Below are 23,112 nucleotides of genomic sequence, written 5' to 3' on the forward strand. Positions count from 1 at the left end.
CCCAGGGGCCGCCTCGCCCCGCTATTGGAAATGAAAACGATTTCCGATAACGTCTGCTCGGCGCGGCCCCGATCCGCGGCGCCGTCCGAGAGGGAGTTCTGTGGGACATCTGCTGGTTATCGAAAGCTGGGTGGGCTCGATGAGCGCGCTGCTGCCCGGGGCGATCCGCGAGAGCGGCCACGAGTTCACCTTCGTCACCCGGGACCTGCACCACTACCTGCGCGGCACCCCGGCCGGCCCGCCGGCCGGCGGGACCCACCCGCTGCTCACCGCACGCAACGTGTTCACCGCCGACACCAACGACCTGGACACCCTGCTCCCCTTCACGGAGCGGCTCCACGAGGTGCTCGGCTTCGACGGGGTGGTGTCCTCCTGCGACTACTACCTGCCCGCCGTCGCCCGCGTCGCCCGCCGGCTGGGCCTGCCCGGGGCCGACCCCGAAGCGGTCGAAGCGGCCTGCCGCAAGGACCTGACCCGTACCGTGCTCGCCTCCGCGGGAGTGCCCGGGCCGCGGTTCGCCGTGTGCGGGGACGAGGCCGCGGCGGCGGGCGCCGCGCGGTGCATCGGGTACCCGCTCGTCGTCAAGCCGGTGGACCTGTGCGCCGGCATGTTCGTCCGCGAAGTGCGTGACGAGCACGAGCTGGCCGAGGCCTGCCGGGCACTGGCCGGGTTCCCGGTCAACGCGCGCGGACAGGACCGTACGCCCGTCCTCCTCGTGGAGGAGTTCCTCACCGGACCCGAAGTCAGCGTCGAGACCGTCACCTCGGCCGGCACCACGCATGTCGTCGGCGTCACCGACAAGAGCATCGGCGGCGCCCCGGCCTTCGTCGAGACCGGCCACATGTTCCCCGCCGACCTCACCCCGGAGCTCGTCAAGGAGGCCGCCGACACCGCCGTACGGGCCGTCGAAGCGCTCCGGCTCGACCAGACCGTCTGCCACACCGAGATCAAACTGACCCCGGACGGGCCGCGCGTGGTCGAGGTGAACCCCCGCCCGGCCGGCAACCGGATCACCGAACTCGTCCGCCACGTCACCGGAATCGACCTCCCCACCGCCTGCGTCGACGTCGCGCTCGGCCGCACCCCCGAACTCGCCGCCCTGCCGACCGGCGTCCACAGCGCCGCCATCGCCTTCCTGCTGCCCGCGGAACCCGCCCTGCCCTCCGGGAGCGAAGCCACGCTCACCGCCGTCGACGGCGCCGAAGAGGTCGGCAGGCACCCCTCGGTACTCGAACTGAGCCTCGCCGGGCCGGGCCGCACCGTGCGCGCCGCGACGAGCAACAACGAGTACCTCGGGCACGTCATGACCGCCGACACCGAGGGCCGCGGCGCGCGCGGCACCGCCGAACAGCTGCTCGCCCGGCTGCGCCCCCGCTACGAACTGCACGCGGCGGTGCCCGCGTGAGCCACCCCGCCACCGCCGAACGGGCCACCGCCCCCGCCGGGCCGCCCCGCTCCCTCGACGAGCTGACCGGCCGGGTCCTGGCCGGCCACTACGGGCCCGCCCCGGACGGCTGCCGGATCACGCTCGCCTTCACCACCGCCCAGGCCGTACGGCACACCGGACGCGGCACCGGCTACCGCAACGAGGTGCTCAGCCTGCGCCTGGACGAAGCCGTCGGATCCTGCGCCGTCGAACCGGGAGCCCTCCCCGCCACCGCCCTCGACGACTGCGTCGGCGCCACCGTCGCAGCCCTGCTCGCCCACCCGCTGCTCCCCGTGCGCATCGCCGCGCTCGACGCCTACCTGATGCACACCCGCCCGCACACTCCGGCCCACGGCGCCCGCCCCTGGCCGCTGGCGGCGGGCGGTTCCCTCCTCAAGTCCCGCGCCCGCGCCCGGGCGGTGATCGGGCTGCTGCCCGTGCACCGGCTGCGCCGCGTCCTCGTCGTCGGCGTCGTCAACTCGCTGCTGGAACGGCTGCGCGAGGAGGGCGCGGGCTACCTCGCCTGCGACCTCAAGGGCGGGAGCACCGAATGGGGAGAGCCCGTACGCACCGACGCCTTCGCCGAACTGGAGCACTGCGACGCGATCCTCGCCTCCGGCATGACCCTCGGCAACGGCACCTTCCAGACCCTGCGCGACCATGCCGAAGCCACCGGCAAGCCCCTGGTGATGTTCGCCCAGACGGGCAGCGCCGTACTCCCGCGGTTCCTGGGAGCCGGGGTGAGCGCCGTCTCCGCCGAGCCGTACCCCTTCTTCTGGCTCGACGGAGGACCCGGAGTCCTCCACCGCTACGGAGGCACCCGATGACCGCGGTCCCGCTGCTGCACAGGCCGGCCGTCGCCGCCGCCAACCCCGATCTGCTGCGGCTGGTCGGCCGCACCCCCCTGGCCCGGATCCGCACCGCACTGCCGCACGGCCAGCCGGGCTTCTGGGCCAAGCTCGAATGCCTCGGCGCGGGCGGGATGAAGGCCCGGGCCGCCGTCTCCATGCTGCGTGGCGCCCGGCTGCGCGGCGAGCTGCGCCCCGGCGCGCCCGTGGTCGAGTCGACCTCCGGGACCCTGGGCATCGGCCTGGCCTTCGCCGGACAGGCCCTCGGTCACCCCGTGATCCTCGTCGGGGACGCCGAACTCGAAGCGTCCATGCGGCAGTTGCTGCGCATGTACGGCGCCGAACTCGAACTCGTCGACCGGCCCGCCCGGGAGGGCGGCTGGCAGGCGGCCCGGCTCGCCCGGCTCCGCGAGGTGCTGCGAAGGGTTCCCGGCGCCTACTGGCCCGACCAGTACAACAACCCGGACAACGTCGCCGGCTACCGGGAGATGGCCGCCGAACTGGTGGCCCAGATCGACCACTTGGACGTACTGGTGTGCAGCGTCGGGACCGGCGGACACAGCGCCGGGCTGCTCGGACCGCTGCGCCGGCGCTGGCCCCGGCTCAAGGTGATCGGCGTGGACTCCGTCGGTTCGGCCATCTTCGGGCAGCCCGCCCGGCCCCGGCTGATGCGCGGACTCGGCAGCAGCATCCACCCCCGCAACGTGGCCCACCAGGCCTTCGACGAGGTCCACTGGGTCGGCCCGGCCGAAGCGGTGGACGCCTGCCGCCGACTCGCCCGCGACAGCTTCGTCAGCGGCGGCTGGAGCACCGGGGCCGTCGCCCTGGTCTCCGCGTGGGCGGCCCGCGCGGAGCCGGGCCGGGTCGTCGCGACGGTGTTCCCCGACGGCCCCCACCGCTACCTCGGCACCGTCTACGACGACGAGTTCTGCCGCAGCCACGGCCTGGACACCGACACCGCCACCCGCCCGCTGGAGATCCCGCACCCGCGCGCCGCCGAGGTCACCGGATGGGCGCGCTGCCGCACCGTCATCGCCCCGCGCGCGGCCGTCCCCGCGCAGAGCTCGGCCGGAGGCCCGGCATGAACCTCACCTGGCGCACGGCCCGCCTCGAACTGGCCGAGCCCCTGCGCATCTCCCGCTCGGTGATGGCCCGCCGGGACGCCGTCCACGTGTGCCTCGGGCACGACGGACAGCACGGGTACGGCGAGGCCGTCAGCAGCGACCACCTCGGGCTGCCGACCGCCGCCATCATCCGCCGGCTGCACGGACTGCGCCCGGCGATCGAGCGGTTCCCCGACCCCGAGACCGCCTGGGCCGCCTCGTCCGGCCGGCGGACCGCCCCGGGAGAGGACGGCCTGCCCGCCGACCTGCCCGCCGGGGTGCTCGCCGCCGTCGAAGCGGCCCTCCTGGACCTGCTGGGCAAGCGCGCCGGCCGGCCCGCCCACCGGCTCCTGGGCACCGGCACCGGCACCGCCCCCGCCGCGCCGACCGCCCGTACGATCGGCATCGTCCCGCCCGGACCCGCCGGCGTACTGGCGGCCCGCCTCGCGGCGAGCGGATTCCGCGTCCTCAAGGTCAAGGCCGGTTCCACCGATCCGGCCGAGGACCTCGCCCGCGTCCGGGCCGTACGGGCCGCCGCGCCCGGCGCCGATCTGCTGCTCGACCCCAACGGAGCGTGGACCGAGGACCAGGCGCACCGGCTGCTGCCCCGCTTCGCGGAGCTCGGGGTCGGCGCCGTCGAACAGCCCGTCGCCCCCGGCGTGCCCGGGGCGCTCGCCCGGGTCGCCCGGTACTCCCCGGTCCCCGTCATCGCGGACGAGGACGCCGTCACGTACGAGGACGCGCTGCGGCTGGCCGGACACGTACAGGGGGTCAACATCAAGCTCGCCAAGTGCGGTGGCGTCCGCACGGCCCTGCGGATCTGCGAGGACCTGCGCGGCAGCGGCACCGACGTCATGCTCGGCTGCCTCACCGCGAGCTCGCTCGGCATCGCACCGGCCGTGCACCTCGTCGAACTGGCCCGCTGGGTCGACCTCGACGGGCATCTCCTGCTCGCCGACGACCCGTGGACCGGGATCGGCGGGACGGACGGAACCGTACGGGCGGCCGCCCGCCCCGGGCTCGGCGTCCGGCCCGCGGACGACCGCACCGACGGGGCGGACCCGGGGGAAGCCATATGAGGACCCTCGCCGCGATACGCGGCTTCCCCCTGCCGGTACGGCTGCTGCTGGTCAACCAACTGGGCGTCAACACCGGCTTCTACCTGCTGATCCCCTACCTCGCCACCCACCTGTCCCGGGACCTCGGCATGTCGGCGGCCGTGGTCGGGGTGGTCCTGGGCCTGCGCAACCTCAGCCAGCAAGGGCTGTTCCTCATCGGCGGATCCGCCGCCGACCGGCTCGGCGCACGCGGGGTCATCATCGCCGGATGCGCGCTGCGCACTGCGGGCTTCTCCCTGTTCGCCCTCGGGGACGGCCTGGCGGTGCTCCTCGCCGCGTCCGTCCTCAGCGGGCTCGCCGGAGCCCTCTTCAACCCCGCCGTACGGACCTACCTCGCCCAGGAGTCCGGGGAGCGCACGGCGGAGGCGTTCGCGCTCTTCAACGTGTTCGCCACCATCGGTGCGCTCCTAGGGCCGCTGCTGGGCGGCCTGCTGCTGCTCGTCGACTTCAAGGCGGCGGCGCTCACCGCCGCGGCCGTGTTCGCCCTGCTGACCGTGGCGCAGGCGCTGGTGCTCCCCGCCGGGGCCGCGCCCGCCCCGTCCGGCAGCGTGCTCGGTGACTGGCGCGAAGTCCTCGGCAACCGGCGGTTCCTGGCGTTCTCGCTGGCCATGGTCGGCATGTACGGCCTGGAGACCCAGCTCTACCTGCTGCTGCCGCAGGCAGCGGGCCGGGCCACCGGCTGGGACGGCTCCATCGGCCTGCTCTTCCTCGGCGGCACGGTCGCCAACCTGCTCTTCCAGCTGCGCGTCACCCGGTACCTCGGACGCGGCGGCAGCGGAGGCCGGGGCCGCTGGATCGCCCTCGGCACGGCCGTGATGGGCCTCGGCTTCGTCCCGCCGCTGCTGGTGGCGGGACCGGGCGAGCCCGCCGGGGCGGGCGACGCGGCGCTGCGGCTGCTGCCCGTGCTGGCCGGGGCGCTGCTGCTCCACCTCGGCGTGATGATCGCCCAGCCGTTCGTGATGGAGCTGATCCCCGCCTTCGGCAGGCCCGGCCTGACCGGCACCTACTACGGCCTGTTCCACGTCGTCTCCGGCATCGCGGCGGCGGGCGGCAACGCGGCCGTCGGCTGGGCCATGGACACCGGCGCCGACACCGGCCGCCCCTGGCTGCCGTGGCTGTGCTGCCTCGCCCTCGGGCTGCTGTCCGCGGCCGCCGTGGCCCGTCTGCACCGGATGCGCGCCCTGCCCGGGGGGCCCGGCCGGGAGCCGGGCGGGCCGCGCGCGGTGATCCGTACCGGAAAGGAGCCCCGATGACGACCGGCGACCGCCCCGCCGACACCCCGCCCGCCGCCAACCCGCTTGCTGCCGACACCGCGCCCGCCGGCACCCCGCTCACCGACACCGCGCCCGCCGGCACCCCGCTCACCGACATCCAGCCCGCCGCCAATCTGCTCACCGACAACCCGGAGCTGTACGAGCAGCGCTTCCCCGACCCCGGCCACCTCGCCGCCCGCTGGACCGAGGACGTCCTGCGCCGCCACGGCGCCGGACCGCGCGTCCTCGACGTCGGCTGCGGCACCGGCCGGGACGCCGCCTGGCTCCACCACCGTGCGGGCCGACGGCTCACCGCCGTCGACAGCTCGCCGGCCATGCTGGCGTACGCCCGCAGCCGCCACCCCGGGCCCGACTACCGGCTCGCGGACATGCGGGACTTCGCGCTCGGCCGGACCTTCGACGCCGTCGTCTGCCTGGACAGCGCCCTGCTCCACTGCCACACCAACGAAGACCTCACCGCCTTCCTCACCCGCTGCCGACGTCACCTGGCACCCGGCGGGCTGCTCGTGGCCGAGATGCGCAGCGGTGCCTTCTTCCTCGGCAGCACCGAACTCCTCGACGGCCCCCGCACCGACACCTTCACCCTGCGCGGAGTCACCCACACCTCCCGCACCACCCTCGCCATCGACCACGCCGCGCAACTGCTGCGCCGCCGCCGCGTCTGGCACGCCGACGACGGCTCCCCGCCCACGGAGCAGAGCTCCGCCTGGCGCCTGCTCTTCCCGCAGGAGCTACGGCACTTCCTGACCACCACGGGCTTCGAGGTCCTCGGCCTCTACGACCGCCCCGGCCCGCGCACGGATCCGCCCTGGACCGAAGGCGCGGAGCCCGCCCGCACCGTGACCGCGGACCGGCTCCACCTGATCGCCCGGCTCCGACAACCCCAGCACCCCGACGGAGACAACACCCCATGAACCACACCACCGCCGCGCACGGCCTCGACCGCAGAGGGTTCCTCGCCGCGGGCACCGGCACCGCGCTCACCCTCACCGCCGCCGGATGCGGCGCGGGCACGGCCACACCCGACGCGAAGACCCGGGACGGCACCCCGAAGAAGGGAGGGCGGCTGCGCGCCGCTTTCGCGGGCGGCGGCGCCAACGAGACCCTCGACCCGCACGCGGCCAACCTGTTCGTCGACGCCGCCCGCGCCAAGGCCCTCTTCGACAAGCTCGCGGACTTCGGCTCCGACCTGGCCCCCGTACCGCGCCTCGCCGCCCGCTGGGAGCCGAACGCGGCACTCGACACCTGGCGGATCACCCTGCGCCCGGCCGTCTTCCACGACGGCAGGCCCGTCACCGCGCAGGACGTGCTCCACAGCTACCGCCGGATCGCCGACCCGAAGGGCGCCTTCCGCGCCAAGGCCTCCCTGGAGCCCATCGACCTCGCCGCCAGCCGGGCCGTCGACGCCTCTACCGTGGAGTTCCGCCTGAAGCGCCCGTACGCCGAGTTCCCCAACACCCTCGCGGCCTTCGGCGCGTACATCGTCCCCCAGCACGCCACCGCCTTCGACCGGCCCGTCGGATCGGGCCCGTTCTCCTTCGTGTCCTTCACACCGGGCAGGTCCCTCGTGGTGCGGCGCAACCCCGACCACTGGGACGGCGCCCCGCACCTGGACGAGCTCGAACTCGTCGTCGCCACCGAGGAATCGGCCCGGGTCAGCGCCCTGCTCGGCGGACAGGTCGGCTACGCGCACGAGCTGAGCCCGGCCACCGCCAGGGCCCACGAGGGCAACGGGCGCATCCACGTCGTACGCCTGCCCGGCAGCGCCATGCAGGGCTTCGTCATGAAGACCGACCGCCCGCCCTTCGACGACAAGCGGGTCCGCCAGGCCTTCTTCCTGATCGCGGACCGCAAGGAGCTCGTCGACGGAGCGCTCTCCGGCGCCGGGGAGATCGGCAACGACCTCTTCGGCAAGGGATGCCGCTACTACGCGAACGGACTTCCGCAGCGCGCCCAGGACCTCGACCGCGCCCGCGCCCTGCTGAAGGAGGCGGGCGCCGAAGGCCTCAGGGTCACTCTGGACACCGCCCCCGCGGCCACCGGGTTCGTCGAGGCCGCCGGCATCTTCAAGGAGCAGGCCGCGAAGGCGGGCGTCACCGTGGAGGTCAGGGTCGGCAACAAGGACACCTACTGGAAGGACATCCTGGCCAACGGGACCTTCGCCTCCTACCGCTCCGGGGCGATGCCCATCGAATCCCACATCTCCCAGCGACTGCTGACCGGCTCCACCACCAACGCCACCCACTGGCAGCACAAGGACTTCGACGACCTCTACCAGCAGGCCCAGTCCACCCCCGACGAGCAGCAGCGCGCCGCCCTCTACGAGCGGATGCAGCGCCGCCTGCACGACGAAGGCGGCTTCCTCGTCTGGGGTTTCGCCGACTGGATCATCGCCACCGCCCGCACGGTGCGCGGTGTCGCCGAGAACGCCCCCGCCAACACCCTCGACTGGGCCCGCTTCGACCGGATCTGGCTCGCGTGACCCACGGCCCCGCCTGGATCGGCCGCCGTCTGCTCCTCGGAGCGGTGCAGACGGCGGCCGTGGTCGTACTGATCCACGCCCTCACCGAGGCACTGCCCGGGGACGCGGCCGTGGCGCTCGCCGGGGACCAGCCCGACCCCGAGCGCATCGCCGGGCTCCGCGCCGCCATGGGGCTCGACCGGCCCGCCGGCGAACGGCTCCTGGACCGGCTCGGCGCGCTGGCCCACGGCGACCTCGGCACCTCCCTGGTCACCGGCCGGCCCGTCACCGGCTCCCTCGCGGCCGGGCTCGGCCCGACGCTGATGCTCGCCGCCGCCACCCTCGTCCTGCTCGTGCCGCTCTCCGTCGGACTCGGAGTCCTCGCCGCCCGGCGAGAGGGCGGCCCGCTGGACCGGGCCGTCAGCGCGCTGACGCTGGCCGTCCACTCGGTCCCCGAGTTCGCGGTCGGAGTGCTGCTGGCCACCGTCTTCGGGCTGTGGCTGGGCTGGCTGCCGCCCACCGCCGTCGCCGCCGACCCCCTCGCCGAACCCGCCGTACTGGTGCTGCCCGTCGTCGTCCTGCTGTCCCGGCCGGTGTGCACCATCAGCCGCCTGATCCGCGCCGGCATGATCGACGCACTGGCCTCCCCGTACGTGGCCCAGGCGCGGCGCTACGGGCTGTCCGGCGCCCGCGTCCGCTGGACCCACGCCCTGCCCAACGCCCTCGCGCCCGCCACGCAGCAACTGGCCCGCACCTGCGACTGGCTGCTGAGCGGGGTCATCGTCGTGGAGGCGCTGTTCGCCGTCCCCGGCCTCGGGACGGTGCTCGTCGACGCCGTCGCCGCCCGCGACGTGCCCGTCGTCCAGGGCATGGCCCTCGTCTTCGGCGTCGCCACCGTCCTGCTCAACCTGGCGGCCGACCTGGTCGCCCGCCGATTCGCCCCGCGCACGGAGGTACGGGCATGACCGGGCTCCCGAGGCGCGGCCGACCGCCGCGGTGCGCGACGGCCCTCGTACTGGTCGCCGTACCCCTGCTGCTCGCGGCCGTCGGCCCGCTGTTCGCCGGACCCGCCGGACCGCGCGCCGTCTCCTTCAGCGGGGGCGAAGGGCACTGGCTCGGCACCGACTTCGCCGGCGGGGACGTCTGGCGGCAGGTGCTGCTCGGCGGCCGGTCCGTGGTGCTCGTGGCCGTCGCGGCGACCGCGCTCTGCTACCTGGTCGCGATCCCGCTCGGCCTCGCCGCCGCGCACACCCGCCGGCGCCGGCTCGAAGAGGCCCTGATGCGGCCCCTCGACGTACTGATCGCGGTGCCCACGCTGCTCCTGGTGCTGCTCGTGGCGGCCACCCTGGAGCCGGGTCCGGCCGGGCTGACCGCCCTGGTCGGGCTGGCCGCGGTACCGGACGCCGTGCGGGTCGTCCACGCCGCCGCCGTGGAGATCACCGCCCGGCCCGCCGTCGAGGCCCTGCGCATGCAGGGCGAATCCTGGTGGCGCACGGCGATCGGCTACGTGGCCCGCTCCATGCGCCGCACCCTCGCCGCGGACGCCGGGATCCGGCTGACCAGCGCCCTCTACCTGGTCGCCACGGCCGCGTTCCTCGGCGTCGGCGTGGCGCCGGACTCCGCCGACTGGGCCGTGATGGTCGACCGGAACCGGGTCGGCATGCTGCTCCAGCCCTGGGCGGTGGTGGTGCCGGCGCTGCTCGTCGCGGGGCTGTCGATGGGCACCAACCTTTTGTTCGACGCGGTCCTGCAACGGCCGGACCCCGGCAAGGAGGAGAAGCGATGAGCCCCGTGGCGGAGATCACCGGCCTGCGGATCGAGATCGGCGGCCGGGCGATCGTCGACGGCGTGCACCTCGGGGTCCACGCCGGACGGATCACGGCGATCGTCGGCCCCTCCGGCAGCGGCAAGACCACCACCGGCCTCGCCCTGCTCGGCGAGTACCCGGCGGGCGCCGTGGTCAGCGGCAGCGTACGGAGGGCCGCCGGAACGGTGGGGTACGTACCCCAGCATCCCGCGGCCGCGCTGAACCCGGCCCGCCGGGCCGGCGCCCTGCTCCGGGACATCGCCCGCGGCCGGGGAGGGGGCCGCAGCGAGCGCGCGCGACGGGTCGCGCGGGCGCTGCGGCTGGCCCGGATCCCCGACCCGGACGAGGTGGCCCGCCGGTTCCCGCACCAGCTCTCCGGAGGGCAGCAGCAGCGGGTCGTCCTCGCCCAGGCGCTGGCCCTGGGGGCCCGGATCCTCGTCGCCGACGAACCGACGACGGGGCAGGACGCCGTCACCAAGCAGGGCGTCGTCGCGGAACTGGCCGCCCTCGCCCGGCAGGGCATCGCCGTCGTGCTGCTCAGCCACGACCTGGACGTCGTACGGGAGCTGGCGGACGAGGTCGTGGTGATGGAGGCGGGCCGAGTGATCGCGGCCGGAGCTCCGGACGAGGTCCTCGCCGAGCCGGTGCCGAGCGGGCCGGTGTGCGTGGGCCCGGCGGACGCCGGCCCGATGCCCGCGGGGTCGCTGCCCGTCGGGCCGGTAGGCATCGGCCCGATGCCCGCGGGCCCGGTGCCTGTCGGCTCGGCGCCTGTTGGCCCTGCGCCTGTCGGCTCGCCACCTGCGGGCCCGGTGCCCGTCGGCCAGGTGCCTGTTGGGTCGGCGCTCGTCGGCCCAGCGCCTGCGGGGTCGGTGGCCGTCGGCCGGGCCGATTTTGCCCCGACGCGTCCCGTGCCGGATCCGCCGGGCGGGTCGGCCAGGCCGCCGGGGCCCGTGCGCCTGGAGCTGCGCGGCCTCACCGCCCGGCACCGCAACCGCGGCGGCGCCGTCAGCGTGCTGCGCGGGGTCGACCTGGCCGTCGGGGCGGGGGAGTGTCTGGCCCTGGTCGGCCGCTCCGGCAGCGGGAAGACCACCCTGGGGCGCTGCGCGGCCGGGCTGCACAGCGCGTACGAGGGCCGGGTCCTGCTGAACGGCGCCCCTCTCCCGCGCAGCCTGCGCTCCCGGGGCCGGGCCGAACTGGCCGCCGTCCAGTACGTGTTCCAGGACCCGTCGGCCGCCTTCGACGAACACCGGACCGTCCTGGAACAGGTCGCCCGCACCGCGGTACGGCTGCGCTCCGCCGACCGCGCCACCGCCCGGGAGCGGGCCCTGCGCACCCTGGAGGGGCTGGGGGTGGCCGAGGCCCTCGCCGCCCGCCGCCCGGGCGGGCTCTCCGGCGGCGAACTGCAACGGGCCGCGCTCGCCCGGGCGCTGCTCGCGGAGCCGGCGGTACTGGTCTGCGACGAGATCACCTCCGGGCTGGACTCCCGTACCCGTAGCCGCGTCCTCGACGTGCTCGCCGGACTTCGCGCGGGCGCCGGGACGGCCCTGGTGTTCATCACCCACGACCTGCCGGCCGCCGCCGCGCTGGCCGACCGGATCGCCGTCCTGGACGCGGGCCGGGTCGTCGAACAGGGGCCGGCCCGGCGGGTGCTGACCGAACCCCGGCACCCCTTCACCCGGCAGCTGCTGCGGGCCGCCCCGGCCGGCGCCGGCGGGCGGCGTCAGTAGCCGTAGACGCCGAGGACGGTCACCGCCGCGAAGATCTGGCCCCAGACCTCGTGGTCGGGGCTCCCCGGGCTCAGGGCCTCGGCCTCCGCGAGGAAGTCGCCTGTGCCGTCCTCGCAGGGGTACGGGTCCCAGCACGAGCCCATGTACCGGCGGACCGCCTCCAGCAGCCGCAGGAAGGTCTCCGCGTCCCGGGCGAGCGGGACCGGCGCGTCGGCACCGACGGTCGACAGGACCTCGCCGGTCCCGGGGTGGAGGAGGACCCGGACGGAGGCCGCGTAGCCGTGGTCGAAGGAGCCCAGGTGCAGCAGGCCCTGCGCCGGACCGCCCGGCTCGGTCTCCGGTCCCTCCTCCCCGTAGGCCAGGGCGAAGGCCGTCACGCCGGCGGCCCAGTACCGGGGCAGCCCCACCTCGGTGAGGAGCTGCCGGGCCGGGGGATGGGTGAGGGCGGCGGGCAGCCGCTCCGGCGCCACCCGGACCATGGTGTCCCCGTCGAAGACCGTGTCCATCCGGGCCGCGTCCAGCGGGGTTTCGGACGGCGCCGGGTCCAGGAACCACGGCTCGCCCTCCCCCTTCTCCCAGGAGCCGGGGTCGGCGCCCCCGGCGGGCCAGCCGGCTGCCGCGACCGCCTCGTTCCGCTCGGCCACGACCAGGCCGCGGGCCTCGGCGAGCAGGACGCGGCCCCCGCCGAGCGGTACGGGATCCTCCCAGGTGCCGGGGCACACCAGAGCCCAGCCCTGCTCCTCCAGGTCGAACAGGAGCGGCCCCTCGTCCTGCGCCTCGTCCTGCCGCTCGGCGTACTCCCCGTCGCCCGGCGCCGGCCGGGGCGCCCCGGTGGCCAGGTCGAACCAGCGGTCACCGGTCCACAGGGACCAGACCTTGAGCAGGGCGGCGCCCTCCGCGCCCCCCGCGGCCGGGTCCCCGGCCACGCGGTCGAAGACCTCGACGCTCCAGTCGCCGCTGAGGTTCGGATCGGCCCGGTGCGCGCCGACCGGCCGCCACCAGGCCCACACCGTGCGCCACGGCAGCCCCGGCTCCGCGGCGGCCACCTGCTCGGCGTACGCGTCACGGCCCAGCACCTTCGCGGCGAAGTGCAGCCAGGAGGCGAACTCCGCCCGCGAGACCTCCGCGCGCCCGAACACCGCCTCGGCCTGGGTGAACACTTCGCGTCCCACCCCGCCGGCGTCGGCGACCAGCTCGCGCACGCGGGCCGGTCCGGCGTCCAGCAGCGCCGAGGGAGAGGAGAACAGGGCGTCAGAACCGTTGTCAGGCATGCCGTCATGGTGCCATCGGGCACTGACAGCGCGGCGGCCGAGCCCCGCTCCGGCCGCGATCGCGGAAAGGGCCAATCCGGCCGCCCGTCGGCTCCGAAGACCGGTCGTGAGGATCAACGGCAGCAGGCCGTGCCGGATTCCGCTCGAACCACCGGAAACGCCAACCAAGGAGAACACGGTCATGAACGCTCTTCGCTTCCGCCGTACCGCCGTCGCCGTCGCCGCAGCGGCGGTGCTGCCCTTCGCGCTGGCGGCCTGCTCGGACTCCGGTGAGGACGCGGGCGCGGGAAGCGCCGCCGCGGACCAGGCGGTCCCCGGTGCGGAGACCAGCCCGCTGCCCGCCGTGGCGATGGGCGCCCCGTTCGGTCCGGCCTGTGCGGGCGTGCCCAAGGAAGGCGCGGGCAGCTTCGAGGGGATGGCCAAGGACCCGGTCGCCACCGCCGCTTCGAACAACCCGGCGCTCTCCACCCTGGTCGCGGCCGTCAAGAAGGCCGGGTTGGTCGACACCCTCAACAACGCCAGCGACATCACGGTGTTCGCGCCGACCAACGACGCCTTCGCGAAGATCCCGAAGGCCGACCTGGACAAGATCCTGGCCGACAAGGCCACCCTCACCAAGATTCTCACGTACCACGTGGTGGGCCAGGACCTGACCCCGCAGCAGCTCGGATCGGGCTCCTTCGACACCCTGCAGAAGGGCAGGCTCACCACGGCCGGCTCCGGCGAGTCCTACAAGGTCAACGGCACCTCGAACGTGGTCTGCGGCAACGTCCCGACCGCCAACGCCGCCGTCTACATCGTCGACACGGTCCTGATGCCCAAGTAGCGGCACGGCGCACGAGGGCGCCCCCGGGAGGCGCTAGTCCATCGGCAGGACGAACGCCTTGGTCGGCTCGACGGCGTAGAGCTTCGTGCCGTCCGGGTCCGCGTACAGGATGTGTGCGCTCGACCCGTACCGCCAGACCGACCGGTGCGAGTTCAGGTCGACGGCCCGCAGGCCGATCATGTCCATGGTGTAGACGTACTTCGCGCCCACGGCCGGTGCGGTGTCCGCCACCGGCCGGCTGTCCTTGGGCGGCTGCTCCGTCCACCGTTCGACGCCGCTGCGCGCATCGACCGCCACGAGCCCGCGGGCGCCCTCGACCGCGTAGACGACCCCCTGCCGCACGGCCGGAACACCGTAACGGCGCTGGCCGTACGGCTTGTTCCCCAGGTCCCGCCCGGCGCCGAAGGACCAGGCCACGGTTCCGTCGGTCAGCCGCAGGGCCTGGAGGGTGTCGGCTCCGAGGTACACGTGGTCGTTGTCGGTGGCCAGCTGGTAGGGCAGCGCGCCGGGGACGGGCAGGGACTTCTGCCACCGCTCGGCGCCGGTCGCCGGATCGTGCAGGGACAGCGTCAGGACGTCGGCGCCGTCCCCCTGACGGCACAGGAGCAGGGTGCCGAACCCCACCATCTTGGCCGCGACGATCCCACGGGTGTCACTGTCGCGGGGGGCCGCCGCGGGCCGGCGCCACAGCTCCTTGCCGGACGACAGCGCCACCGCCAGCAGGAACCACTGCCCGCCCGAGGCCGCCTTGGCGTAGAGGAACACCTTGTCGGAGCTGACGGCCAGAAGCTGGTTGCCCGCCTCGGTACCGTCGAACGCGGGCAGGGTCAGGACGGGAGGCTGCTCGCTGTTGACCACGCCGGACCGCGGGGCCGCGATCGCGAGTGCCTTGTCCTGGCCCTCCGGCTTCCGCAGCACGTACGCGGTGTCGGTGCCGGGGTCGACGGCGACCTGCGCCGCGTTCTCCACGTTCACCTGCCAGCCGAACTTGCCCGTTCGCACGTCGTAGCTGATGGCGACCGTCCCCACGGGCAAGATGACCTCGCCCCCCGTCTTGAGCGGTACGGAGTGCCGTTTGCTCCTGCCGGTCGTGCCCCAGAGCGCGGCCGGCGGCTGCGCCAGGGCGGGCTCCCCGGCCGCCGCCCCGCTCTTCTCCCGGCCTGCCAGCCAGGCCCAGAGCCCGCCTCCCGCGAGGGCCGCGCCGCCGACCGTGGCGCCGCTCAGCGTGAGCAGCCTGCGGCGGGACATGCCGCCCCCAGCCGCCGCGGCTTCCGCCGCGGTTTCCGTCGGAGCCTCCGAGGAGGGCATCGGCAGCCGCGCCGGGGGCTCCTGCCAGACCGCCGCGCTGCGCCGGGCGATGTCGGCCAGCACGGGCAGCGGGAGCCCGTCCGCGAAGGCACCCGCCGTGGGGGAGGCGAGCCACTGTTCCAGCTCGGCCGTCGTGGGCCGCCGCGCCGGGTCCTTGTCCAGGCAGCGCTCCAGCACCGGCACGAGCCCCGCCGGTACGCCGGCCAGGTCGGGCTCCGCGTACCGCACCCGGTACAGCAGGTCCGCCGCCTGGCCCCCGCCGAACGGGCCGTGCCCGGCCGCCGCGAAGACCAGTACGCCGGCCAGCGCGAACACATCGCCCGCCGGGGTGTGTTCGAGCCCGCCGGCCTGCTCCGGGGACATGAAGGCGGGGGTGCCGGCCGCGGCCCCGGCGGTGGTCAGCCGCTCGTCGCCGAGGGCGCGGGCGATGCCGAAGTCGATCACCTTGGGCCCCTCGGCGGTGACCATGACGTTGGACGGCTTGAGGTCCCGGTGCACCACGTCCGAGCGGTGCAGCTGGCCGAGCGCCCGCGCGAGGTCCGCGCCCAGGGCCCGGACACAGGGCTCGGGCAGCGGGCCGCCGAGGCGGACGGCCTCGTCGAGCTGCGGGCCGATCACGTACTCGGTGGCCAGCCAGGGCGTCGCCGCCAGCGCGTCGGACCCGAACACCCGGGCGCCGTACCGGTCCCCGATGACCCGGGCCGCGTCCGACTCCAGCCGGAACCGGGTACGGAAGGAAGGGTCGGCGGCGATCCGGGCGTGCACGGTCTTCAGCGCGACGGTACGGCCGCCCGCCGAACGGGCCAGGTAGACGGTGCCCATGCCGCCGCTGCCGAGCCGGGCGAGCAGCCGGTAGTCGCCGAGGCCCTGGGGATCGTCGTGGGTGAGCGGGGCGAGCGGGGAGGAGGACATCGGGGTCAGTGCACCTTCTGAGCGGCGGCCGCCTGGAACGGCTCCGGCGTGGTGGGAAGTTCCGCGGCGAGCAGCCCGGCGGACTGGGCCGCGAGCGCGGCGACGACCCGGCCCGGCAGCACGGGCGCCGTCGCGGGGTCGAGGACGGTCGCCACCGGCGCGGAGCCCGCGGCCGGCACGCCGTCGGACGGCGCCGTCAGCTCGCGCAGGAGTTCCCGCGCCGACCCCGGCCGGTCCGCAGGGGCCGACGCGAGGCAGGAGCCGATCAGCCGCCGCAGCCCCGGGGGCAGCTCGCTCTGTTCGGGCACGGTGTGGCCGGTCGAGGCGTAGGCGAGTACGGCGCCCAGCGCGAAGATGTCCCCGAGCGGCGTGGGCCGCCCGCCCGAGGCCTCCTCCAGGGCCAGACAGCCCGGGTCGAGCCCCGGCAGCCCCGAGCGGCGCACCCCGTCGGGGGCTGCGGCGCGCACGGCGCCGAAGCAGGTCAGCAGCGGGCCGCCCGGGGTGAGCAGCAGGGCCGCGGGCGACAGGCCCGCGTGGGTGAACCCCCGGTCGTGGACGGCGGCCAGGCCCCCGGCGAGCCCGGCGCCGATGCGCCGTACGAGGTGCTCCGGGAGCGGGCCGCCGTACGCGGCGAGCACCGCCGGGAGCGGCAGCATCGGCGTGTACGGAGCCACGTACCAGGGGGACCCGGCCGTCCCGCCCACCTCCGTGACGGGGAGCAGCCCCGGCGCGGACAGCCGCCGCGCGCCCTCGGCTTCGACCGCCCACCGGGAGGGGTCCGCGCCGGCCCGGGGCACGCAGACCAGGACGGTCCGCCCGCCGTCGGCGCCGCGCGCGAGGAAGCGGCGTTCGGGCACGGCCCGCTCGCTGGATCCGGCGTCCAGCCGGGCCAGGGTCACGTACGGCCCGATGTGCGAAGGGTCGTCCTGACGTAGGCGTTCCATGCGCGAATTCCCCCGGGGTCTGCTGACGGCGGACCGAGCCTAAGCGCTGACGGGCGGGACGGGTGAATCGGGTGGGACGCGGCGCCCGGGGACGGGGCTCACCCGACGGTGGGCATGGCCGTGATTTTGCCGTCGTTGACGAGGAAGACGCGGTTCCCGGCACCGGACATGGCCCAGGGGCCGCTGGACCCGGTGGACCAGGTCCACAACCGCTTGCCCTTGGTGCTGTCGAACGCCGAGACGCCCTTTCCGCCCGTCTCCACCGACCACAGGGCCTTGCCCTGGAGCACGGGGCGGGTGTGGGGCCGCGCGCCCGGTCCGGCTTCGCCGCGCGCCTCCGTCACCTCGCTCAGCTTGAGCGCGGCACCGTCCTTCATGCCTTCGAGGCCCAGCCTGACCATGGAACCGCCCTTCATACCGATCAGGGCATCGCCGTCCAGCACCACGGATCCCCAGCCGCCGGCGCCCTGCTGGACCTCCTCGCCCGCGGCCTGCGACCAGATCTCGTCGCCGGTCAGCATGTTGCGGACCGACAGGGTCCGGCCGCCCAGGACGACGAAGAACGAGCGGTCCTGGGGGGTGTCGCGTTTCAGGACGAGCGGATCCAGGGCCGAGCTCGCCTGGCGGTCCACCTTCCAGTACCTGGCGAACCCCAGGGTGGTGCTGAAGGCGAGCACGTTTCCGTCGGCACCGAACAGGACGAGGTCGAGACCTCCCACCGCGGCCTTCGGCCCGGCGCCGCGCGTGGCCCACAACGGCAGCGGCTGGGTCCAGCGGATGGTCCGCAGCCGGATGTCCACGGCGCGCAGTTGGCCGTCCCGGGTCACCACGTACAGGGCTTCGTCGTCCTTGGTCAGGAAGCGGCCGACCCCGGCGTCGGGGAGCGACCATTCGATCTCGGCGGTGGAGGCCCGGCGCACGGACAGCGCGCCGTTGGTGTCCGCGGCCGCGAACGTGTGGTCCGTCAGCTCGAGGAAACCGGCCGCCGGGGCCAGTTCGGGCAGCCGCCACTTCTCCTCGCCGTTCTTGGTCACCCGGGCCGCCACCCCGCCTTCCTTGGCCGCGAACATGACCACGTCGGCCAGCGCGAGCGGGGTCGTCACGACCCCGTCCACCGCTTTCGCCGCCACGGGCATCGGCCCCCACAACGGCTTCGGTGCCTTGCCCGACTGCGCTGCGGACGCGGGCAGCAGGTCCGCCACCGTGGCCACACTGGCCTTGGGAGGCCCCTTCGGCGGCTCCTCGCGCAGCAGCCACCAGGCGCCGCCGGCCCCGCCCGACGCGGCCAGCACCCCGCCCGCGGCGAGCGAGGTGCGCACGAAGCGGCGCCGGGAGGGCCCGGCCGCGCCCGCCGGCGCCTCCAGCGCGGCCTGCCGCTCGGCCTCGGCTCGGCGGCGGGCGATGTCGTCGGCGATCGGGCCCTTGAGCCAGACCCGGTCCGCTCCCCGCGGCGGTGCGAAGGCGCCCCGGATCTGCTCGGGGGTCGGGCGCTGTCCCGGCTCCTTGGCCAGGCAGGGCGCGATCAGGGTGCCCAACTCCGGCGGGACGGCCGAGAGCTGGGGCTCGCCGTGCACCACCTCGTACTGGACGGCGGCCACGTGCGTACCGTCGAAGGCGCGCTGACCGGTCGCCGCGTACGCGAGCACCGCGCCCAGCGAGAAGATGTCCGCGGCCGGGCCCACGCGTTGGCCCATGACCTGCTCGGGGGCTCCGTATCCGGGCGTGACCGGCACCTGGCCGGTGGTGGTGAGGGTCAGGCCGTGCTCGGGGCGGGCGATGCCGAAGTCGATGACCCGCGGTCCCGTCGAGGTGAGCACGATGTTGGACGGCTTCAGGTCGCGGTGCACCAGGCCTGCGGCGTGGATGTCGCGCAGGGTGGCGGCGAGCGAGGCGGCGAGGGCGCGGACCCCGTCGGCGCCGAAGGGCCCGTACGCGCGCACCGCGTCGTCCAGGGTGGGCCCGGAGAGGAACTCGGCGGCGATCCAGGGGCGGTTGCCCTCGCTCTCGGCGCCGAGGACCCGCGCGACGCCGCCGCTGGTGACGGCCTGGGCGGTGTGCGCCTCGCGCAGGAAGCGCTGGGCGAGGTGCTGGTCGTGCGCGAGTTCAGGCAGCAGCACCTTGACGGCGGCGGTGGTGCCGGTGTGGTCCCGGCCGAAGTAGACCTTGCCCATGCCGCCTTCGCCGAGAACGCCGATGACGCGGTAGGGGCCGAGTCGGATCGGGTCGCCTGGGCCGAGAGGTTTCATGGGTGCCGCTTCCTGTCCGGTCCGGGTCCGGCTGTCGGGCCCGGGGCGCGCGCGGCGTCAGCGCCGGCCCACCTGATTCAGGCCATCGTTTCATTGGCCGGGTCGCAGGTGGCGGTTGGGGGCGCAGGGGCCGGCCGGGCGGCTCCAGGACAGGGCGCGGCCGAAGGAGCCGGCCGAACGGGCCTAGGGCAAGGCGCGGTCGGAGGAGGTGCCGTGCCCGCGAGCGGCGGCCGCCGCCGCGTGCAGGGAGCGCAGGGCCAGCAGCAGGACCCCGATGTCGTCGAGGTACACCGGGTCCGGCACCAGGTCCAGCGGCGAGACCGTGTAGATCACGGCCACCCAGAACAGCGCCTTGTCCCGCAGCGGGATCCCCGCGTCGAGCAGCAGCTTGCGGGCCGCGAACACCCGTACGAGCAGCACGGCGGCCGCGACCGCCAGCCCGAGGGCGACGAGCACGGCGATGGTGAACCAGACTTTTCCGTCCATGTCACCCCTATACCCCGTGGAGCGGGATTCGGTCAGGCGCCCTGTTCCCGCAGTCGGCGGCTGACCTCGCCCAGCCCCGCCGCGATCGCGTCGAGCTGTTCGGGGGTGAGGACGTCGACGAGGATCTCCCGCACGGTGGTCACGTGCCCCGGCGCCGCCTCTTCCAGCCGGGCGCTCCCCGCGTCGGTGAGGACGGCGAAGACCCCGCGCACGTCGGAGGGGCAGCTGCGGCGGCGGACCAGCCCGGCCTTCTCCATCTGGGTGATCTGGTAGGTCAGCCCGCTCTTGGAGTTGATCAGCCCGTTGGCGAGCTCGGTCATCCGCAGCTCGCGGTCCGGCGCGGCGGCGAGCCGCACGAGGATCTCGTACTGCGGGTGGGAGAGCCCGGAGTCGTCCTTGAGCTGCTGGTCGAGGCGCCGGTTCACCAGGGCGGACGCGGCGAGGAATCCGCTCCAGGCCCGCATCTCGCGGTCGTCCAGCCATCTCGTTTCAGCCATGTTCACAGGGTACACGGGTTGTTCCAATTTGAATCAATCGCTAGGGTCGGGCTCGCCGGTTCGAATTTGAACGACTGACTCGGACCGACCCGACCGGAAGGAACCCCCCCATGACCAGCGCCTCCGCCACCTCGACGAAGGCCCGGGCCGCCGTACCGGCCGTCCCCACCCCCACCACCTCCGGCTACGACGCCGGCCTGCTGCTCCTGCGCGTCGTCCTCGGCCTCACCATGGCCGCCCACGGCAGCCAGAAGCTGTTCGGCTGGTTCGGCGGCGGCGGCATCAGCGGCACCGGCAAGTTCTTCACCGCCAGCGGCTACCCGGCGGGCGACGCGATGGCCGCCCTCGCCGGGCTCACCGAAACCCTCGGCGGCCTCGGCCTCGCCGTCGGGCTGCTCACCCCGCTCGCCGGAGCCGCCGTCGTCGGCACCATGATCAACGCGATCGCCGTGCACGGAGCGGGCTCGTTCTTCGCCCCGCAGGGCATCGAGTACGAACTCCTCCTGACCGTCGGCGCCGCGGCCCTCGCCCTGACCGGCCCCGGCCGGTACGCGGCGGACCGCTTCCTGCCCGTCCCCGTACTGCGCGACCACCGGCTGGCCCACGGCGCGCTCGCCCTCGCCCTCGGCGTGGTGCTCGGCGCCGCGCTGCTGCTCGTCCGCAGCTGAGCAAGGCGGCACACGCGGAAAATCCACGCGCAAGAGGGTGTCCCGGGGCCGGTCTGATTGGCCCCGGGCATTCGCGGGAAGAGCGCACAAATGACACAACCCATCGAAGACTACGCACTCATCGGCGACCTGATGACCAGCGGACTGGTCGGCCGAGACGGGTCCATCGACTGGCTGTGCCTGCCGCGCTTCGACTCGGCCGCCTGCTTCGCCGCCCTCCTCGGGGAGAAGGACAACGGCCACTGGCGCATCGCCCCGGCGGACGCAGCCGACGGCGCGCGGTGCACGCGCCGTGCCTACATCGACGGCTCGCTGGTCCTGGAGTCCCTCTGGGAGACCGAGAGCGGCACGGTCAAGGTCATCGACTTCATGCCGCAGCGCGAGACCGCCCCCGATGTGATGCGGATCGTCGAAGGCCTGACCGGCGAGGTCACCGTACGCAGCACCCTGCGCCTGCGGTTCGACTACGGCAACGTCGTCCCCTGGGTCCGGCGCGCGGGCGGCGACCGGGTCGCCGTCGCCGGGCCGGACTCCGCCTGGTTCCGCAGCGAACCGCCCGTACGGACCTGGGGCGAGCGCAACAGCACCCGTTCGGAGTTCACCGTCCGCGCCGGGGAGCGGGTCGCCTTCGTACTGACCTGGCACCCCTCGCACGAACCCCGCCCGGAGCCGGTCGACCCGTTCGTGGCACTGGAGCAGACCCTCGCCGACTGGGCGCAGTGGACCTCCCAGTGCACCTACGAAGGCCCGTACAAGGAGGCCGTGACCCGCTCCCTGATCACCCTCAAGGCCCTCACGTACGCGCCCACCGGCGGGATCGCCGCCGCTGCCACCACCTCCCTGCCCGAGGAGCTCGGCGGCGTCCGCAACTGGGACTACCGCTACTGCTGGCTGCGCGACTCCACCCTGACCCTCGGCTCCCTCATCGCGACCGGCTTCCACGACGAGGCCCGCGACTGGCGGGCCTGGCTGCTGCGGGCGGTCGCGGGCGATCCCGCCGACCTCCAGATCATGTACGGGATCGCGGGCGAGCGGCGGATCCCGGAGTTCGACCTGCCGTGGCTGCGCGGGTACGCGGACTCCGCCCCCGTCCGGGTCGGCAACGCGGCCGTGGACCAGCTCCAGCTGGACGTGTACGGGGAGGTCATCGACTCCCTCTACCTGGCCCGGTCCAGCGGGCTGGCCAAGGAGGCCCACGCCTGGAATATCCAGCTGGCGCTCCTGGACTTCCTGGAGCGCAACTGGCGCCGGCCGGACGAGGGCCTGTGGGAAGTGCGCGGCCCGCGCCGCCACTTCACGCACTCCAAGGTGATGGCATGGGTCGCCGCCGACCGGGCCGTACGGACCCTGGAGGGCGACCCGTCGATGCCGGGCGACGTGGAACGCTGGCGGGCCATAAGGGATCAGGTGCACGCCGATGTGTGCGAGAACGGCTTCGACCCGCTGCGCAACACCTTCACCCAGTACTACGGTTCGAGCGAACTCGACGCGGCGACCCTGCTGATCCCCCGGGTCGGCTTCCTGCCGCCCGACGACCCGCGGGTGATCGGCACCGTCGACGCCGTCCGCGAGGAACTCGGCCGCAGCGGCCTGGTCCGCCGCTACAGCACCGAAGGCCCGTCCGTTGACGGGCTGCCCGGCGACGAAGGATCCTTCTTGGCCTGCTCGTTCTGGCTGGCCGACGCCCTCCACATGACGGGCCGCGGCAAGGAGGCGCGGGAGCTGTTCGAGAGGCTGCTGTCCGTCCGCAACGACGTGGGCCTGCTCGCGGAGGAGTACGACCCCATCGCCGGCCGCCAACTGGGCAACTTCCCCCAGGCGTTCAGCCACGTCGGCCTGGTCAACACCGCGATCACGCTGAGCCGCGGCGACCGGCTGGACTGACCGGCTTGTAGGTTCTCAAATTCCGTGTCATTTTCTCAGTCGCAATGTCATCTGATTGGCCGAACTGACATGGCATTGAGAATCGCTGGCCACTGCCTTCACTCGTTCGGCTGACCTTGCCTTAGGCCCGGCGTGGGAGCCTCGCACGGATGCGAACGTAGCGCTCGCGGAGGAGGCGGTCGACGATCGGGGGGTGACGCATGGCGGCAGGGCTGAGAGCGGCATCGATCACCGTGAGCCTGCGGGGCCCGGATGGCAGCCAGGTTGAGAGCCGGGAGTGGAGCGCGTCCTCGATCGACCTGCTTG

At 74.6% G+C, this 23,112-nt stretch carries 19 protein-coding genes; 13 read left to right on the plus strand and 6 right to left on the minus strand.

Translation table 11 applies throughout. From position 1 onward, the window contains the following. Positions 1–100: 100 nt before the first annotated feature. Genes ACZ4TG_RS17680 through ACZ4TG_RS17725 form a run of 10 tightly spaced genes read left to right on the plus strand, consistent with a single transcriptional unit; the run spans position 101 to position 11,764 of the window. On the plus strand, positions 101–1,405 hold the full coding sequence (locus ACZ4TG_RS17680) for an ATP-grasp domain-containing protein (RefSeq protein WP_468163594.1): 1,305 nt from the start codon (positions 101–103) through the stop codon (positions 1,403–1,405). Beyond that, positions 1,402–2,253 carry a Rossmann-like domain-containing protein gene (locus ACZ4TG_RS17685; RefSeq protein WP_468163596.1) on the plus strand — a complete coding sequence of 284 codons (852 nt, stop codon included), beginning with the start codon at positions 1,402–1,404 and terminating at the stop codon, positions 2,251–2,253. Before ACZ4TG_RS17680 ends, ACZ4TG_RS17685 begins: the two co-directional genes overlap by 4 nt. Beyond that, positions 2,250–3,359 carry a PLP-dependent cysteine synthase family protein gene (locus ACZ4TG_RS17690; RefSeq protein WP_468163598.1) on the plus strand — a complete coding sequence of 370 codons (1,110 nt, stop codon included), beginning with the start codon at positions 2,250–2,252 and terminating at the stop codon, positions 3,357–3,359. The genes ACZ4TG_RS17685 and ACZ4TG_RS17690 overlap by 4 nt, the downstream gene beginning before the upstream one ends. Further along, positions 3,356–4,456: an enolase C-terminal domain-like protein gene (locus tag ACZ4TG_RS17695; protein WP_468163600.1), complete on the plus strand. Its 1,101-nt coding sequence runs from the start codon at positions 3,356–3,358 to the stop codon at positions 4,454–4,456. The genes ACZ4TG_RS17690 and ACZ4TG_RS17695 overlap by 4 nt, the downstream gene beginning before the upstream one ends. Next, positions 4,453–5,748, plus strand: a complete 1,296-nt coding sequence (locus tag ACZ4TG_RS17700) for an MFS transporter (protein ID WP_468163602.1) — start codon at positions 4,453–4,455, stop codon at positions 5,746–5,748. Before ACZ4TG_RS17695 ends, ACZ4TG_RS17700 begins: the two co-directional genes overlap by 4 nt. Next, positions 5,745–6,683 carry a class I SAM-dependent methyltransferase gene (locus ACZ4TG_RS17705; RefSeq protein WP_468163604.1) on the plus strand — a complete coding sequence of 313 codons (939 nt, stop codon included), beginning with the start codon at positions 5,745–5,747 and terminating at the stop codon, positions 6,681–6,683. Before ACZ4TG_RS17700 ends, ACZ4TG_RS17705 begins: the two co-directional genes overlap by 4 nt. After that, on the plus strand, positions 6,680–8,251 hold the full coding sequence (locus ACZ4TG_RS17710; protein WP_468163606.1) for an ABC transporter substrate-binding protein: 1,572 nt from the start codon (positions 6,680–6,682) through the stop codon (positions 8,249–8,251). Before ACZ4TG_RS17705 ends, ACZ4TG_RS17710 begins: the two co-directional genes overlap by 4 nt. After that, positions 8,248–9,195, plus strand: a complete 948-nt coding sequence (locus ACZ4TG_RS17715) for an ABC transporter permease (protein WP_468163608.1) — start codon at positions 8,248–8,250, stop codon at positions 9,193–9,195. The genes ACZ4TG_RS17710 and ACZ4TG_RS17715 overlap by 4 nt, the downstream gene beginning before the upstream one ends. Further along, on the plus strand, positions 9,192–10,016 hold the full coding sequence (locus tag ACZ4TG_RS17720) for an ABC transporter permease subunit (RefSeq protein ID WP_468163610.1): 825 nt from the start codon (positions 9,192–9,194) through the stop codon (positions 10,014–10,016). The genes ACZ4TG_RS17715 and ACZ4TG_RS17720 overlap by 4 nt, the downstream gene beginning before the upstream one ends. Further along, on the plus strand, positions 10,013–11,764 hold the full coding sequence (locus ACZ4TG_RS17725; protein ID WP_468163613.1) for an ABC transporter ATP-binding protein: 1,752 nt from the start codon (positions 10,013–10,015) through the stop codon (positions 11,762–11,764). The genes ACZ4TG_RS17720 and ACZ4TG_RS17725 overlap by 4 nt, the downstream gene beginning before the upstream one ends. Here ACZ4TG_RS17725 and ACZ4TG_RS17730 read toward each other — a convergent pair. Beyond that, entirely contained in the window at positions 11,758–13,035 is a 1,278-nt protein-coding gene (locus ACZ4TG_RS17730) for an SUKH-4 family immunity protein (protein WP_468163615.1), read from the minus strand. The genes ACZ4TG_RS17725 and ACZ4TG_RS17730 overlap by 7 nt on opposite strands. 181 nt (positions 13,036–13,216) lie before the next feature. Here ACZ4TG_RS17730 and ACZ4TG_RS17735 point away from each other — a divergent pair, with 181 nt between their 5' ends. Next, complete coding sequence (locus tag ACZ4TG_RS17735; RefSeq protein ID WP_468163617.1) at positions 13,217–13,861, plus strand: fasciclin domain-containing protein; 645 nt, start codon at positions 13,217–13,219, stop codon at positions 13,859–13,861. A gap of 33 nt (positions 13,862–13,894) precedes the next feature. On the opposite strand, the gene ACZ4TG_RS17740 is transcribed toward ACZ4TG_RS17735, so the two are convergent. The 5 genes from ACZ4TG_RS17740 to ACZ4TG_RS17760 form a co-directional block, all read right to left on the minus strand. Then, positions 13,895–16,081, minus strand: a complete 2,187-nt coding sequence (locus ACZ4TG_RS17740; RefSeq protein ID WP_468163619.1) for a protein kinase domain-containing protein — start codon at positions 16,079–16,081, stop codon at positions 13,895–13,897. Positions 16,082–16,086: 5 nt separating this feature from the next. Further along, positions 16,087–17,025, minus strand: coding sequence for a protein kinase family protein (locus ACZ4TG_RS17745; RefSeq protein WP_468163621.1), 939 nt, complete (start codon positions 17,023–17,025; stop codon positions 16,087–16,089). A 98-nt stretch (positions 17,026–17,123) separates the two neighbouring features. After that, positions 17,124–19,271 (minus strand): protein kinase domain-containing protein, encoded by a 2,148-nt coding sequence (locus ACZ4TG_RS17750; protein ID WP_468163623.1) that lies wholly within the window; start codon positions 19,269–19,271, stop codon positions 17,124–17,126. Positions 19,272–19,454: 183 nt separating this feature from the next. After that, positions 19,455–19,757: a DUF1232 domain-containing protein gene (locus ACZ4TG_RS17755; RefSeq protein ID WP_468163625.1), complete on the minus strand. Its 303-nt coding sequence runs from the start codon at positions 19,755–19,757 to the stop codon at positions 19,455–19,457. 32 nt (positions 19,758–19,789) lie between these two features. Continuing rightward, positions 19,790–20,254, minus strand: a complete 465-nt coding sequence (locus ACZ4TG_RS17760; protein ID WP_468163627.1) for a MarR family winged helix-turn-helix transcriptional regulator — start codon at positions 20,252–20,254, stop codon at positions 19,790–19,792. Between the two features lie 110 nt (positions 20,255–20,364). On the opposite strand from ACZ4TG_RS17760, the gene ACZ4TG_RS17765 reads away from it, so the two are divergent. Together ACZ4TG_RS17765 and ACZ4TG_RS17770 are read left to right on the plus strand one after the other, a co-directional pair. Beyond that, positions 20,365–20,922, plus strand: coding sequence for a DoxX family protein (locus ACZ4TG_RS17765; RefSeq protein ID WP_468163630.1), 558 nt, complete (start codon positions 20,365–20,367; stop codon positions 20,920–20,922). A 90-nt stretch (positions 20,923–21,012) separates the two neighbouring features. Next, positions 21,013–22,806 carry a glycoside hydrolase family 15 protein gene (locus ACZ4TG_RS17770; protein WP_468163632.1) on the plus strand — a complete coding sequence of 598 codons (1,794 nt, stop codon included), beginning with the start codon at positions 21,013–21,015 and terminating at the stop codon, positions 22,804–22,806. Positions 22,807–23,112 lie beyond the last annotated feature (306 nt).

The sequence above is a fragment of the Streptomyces sp. NPDC028314 genome, from assembly GCF_055565795.1.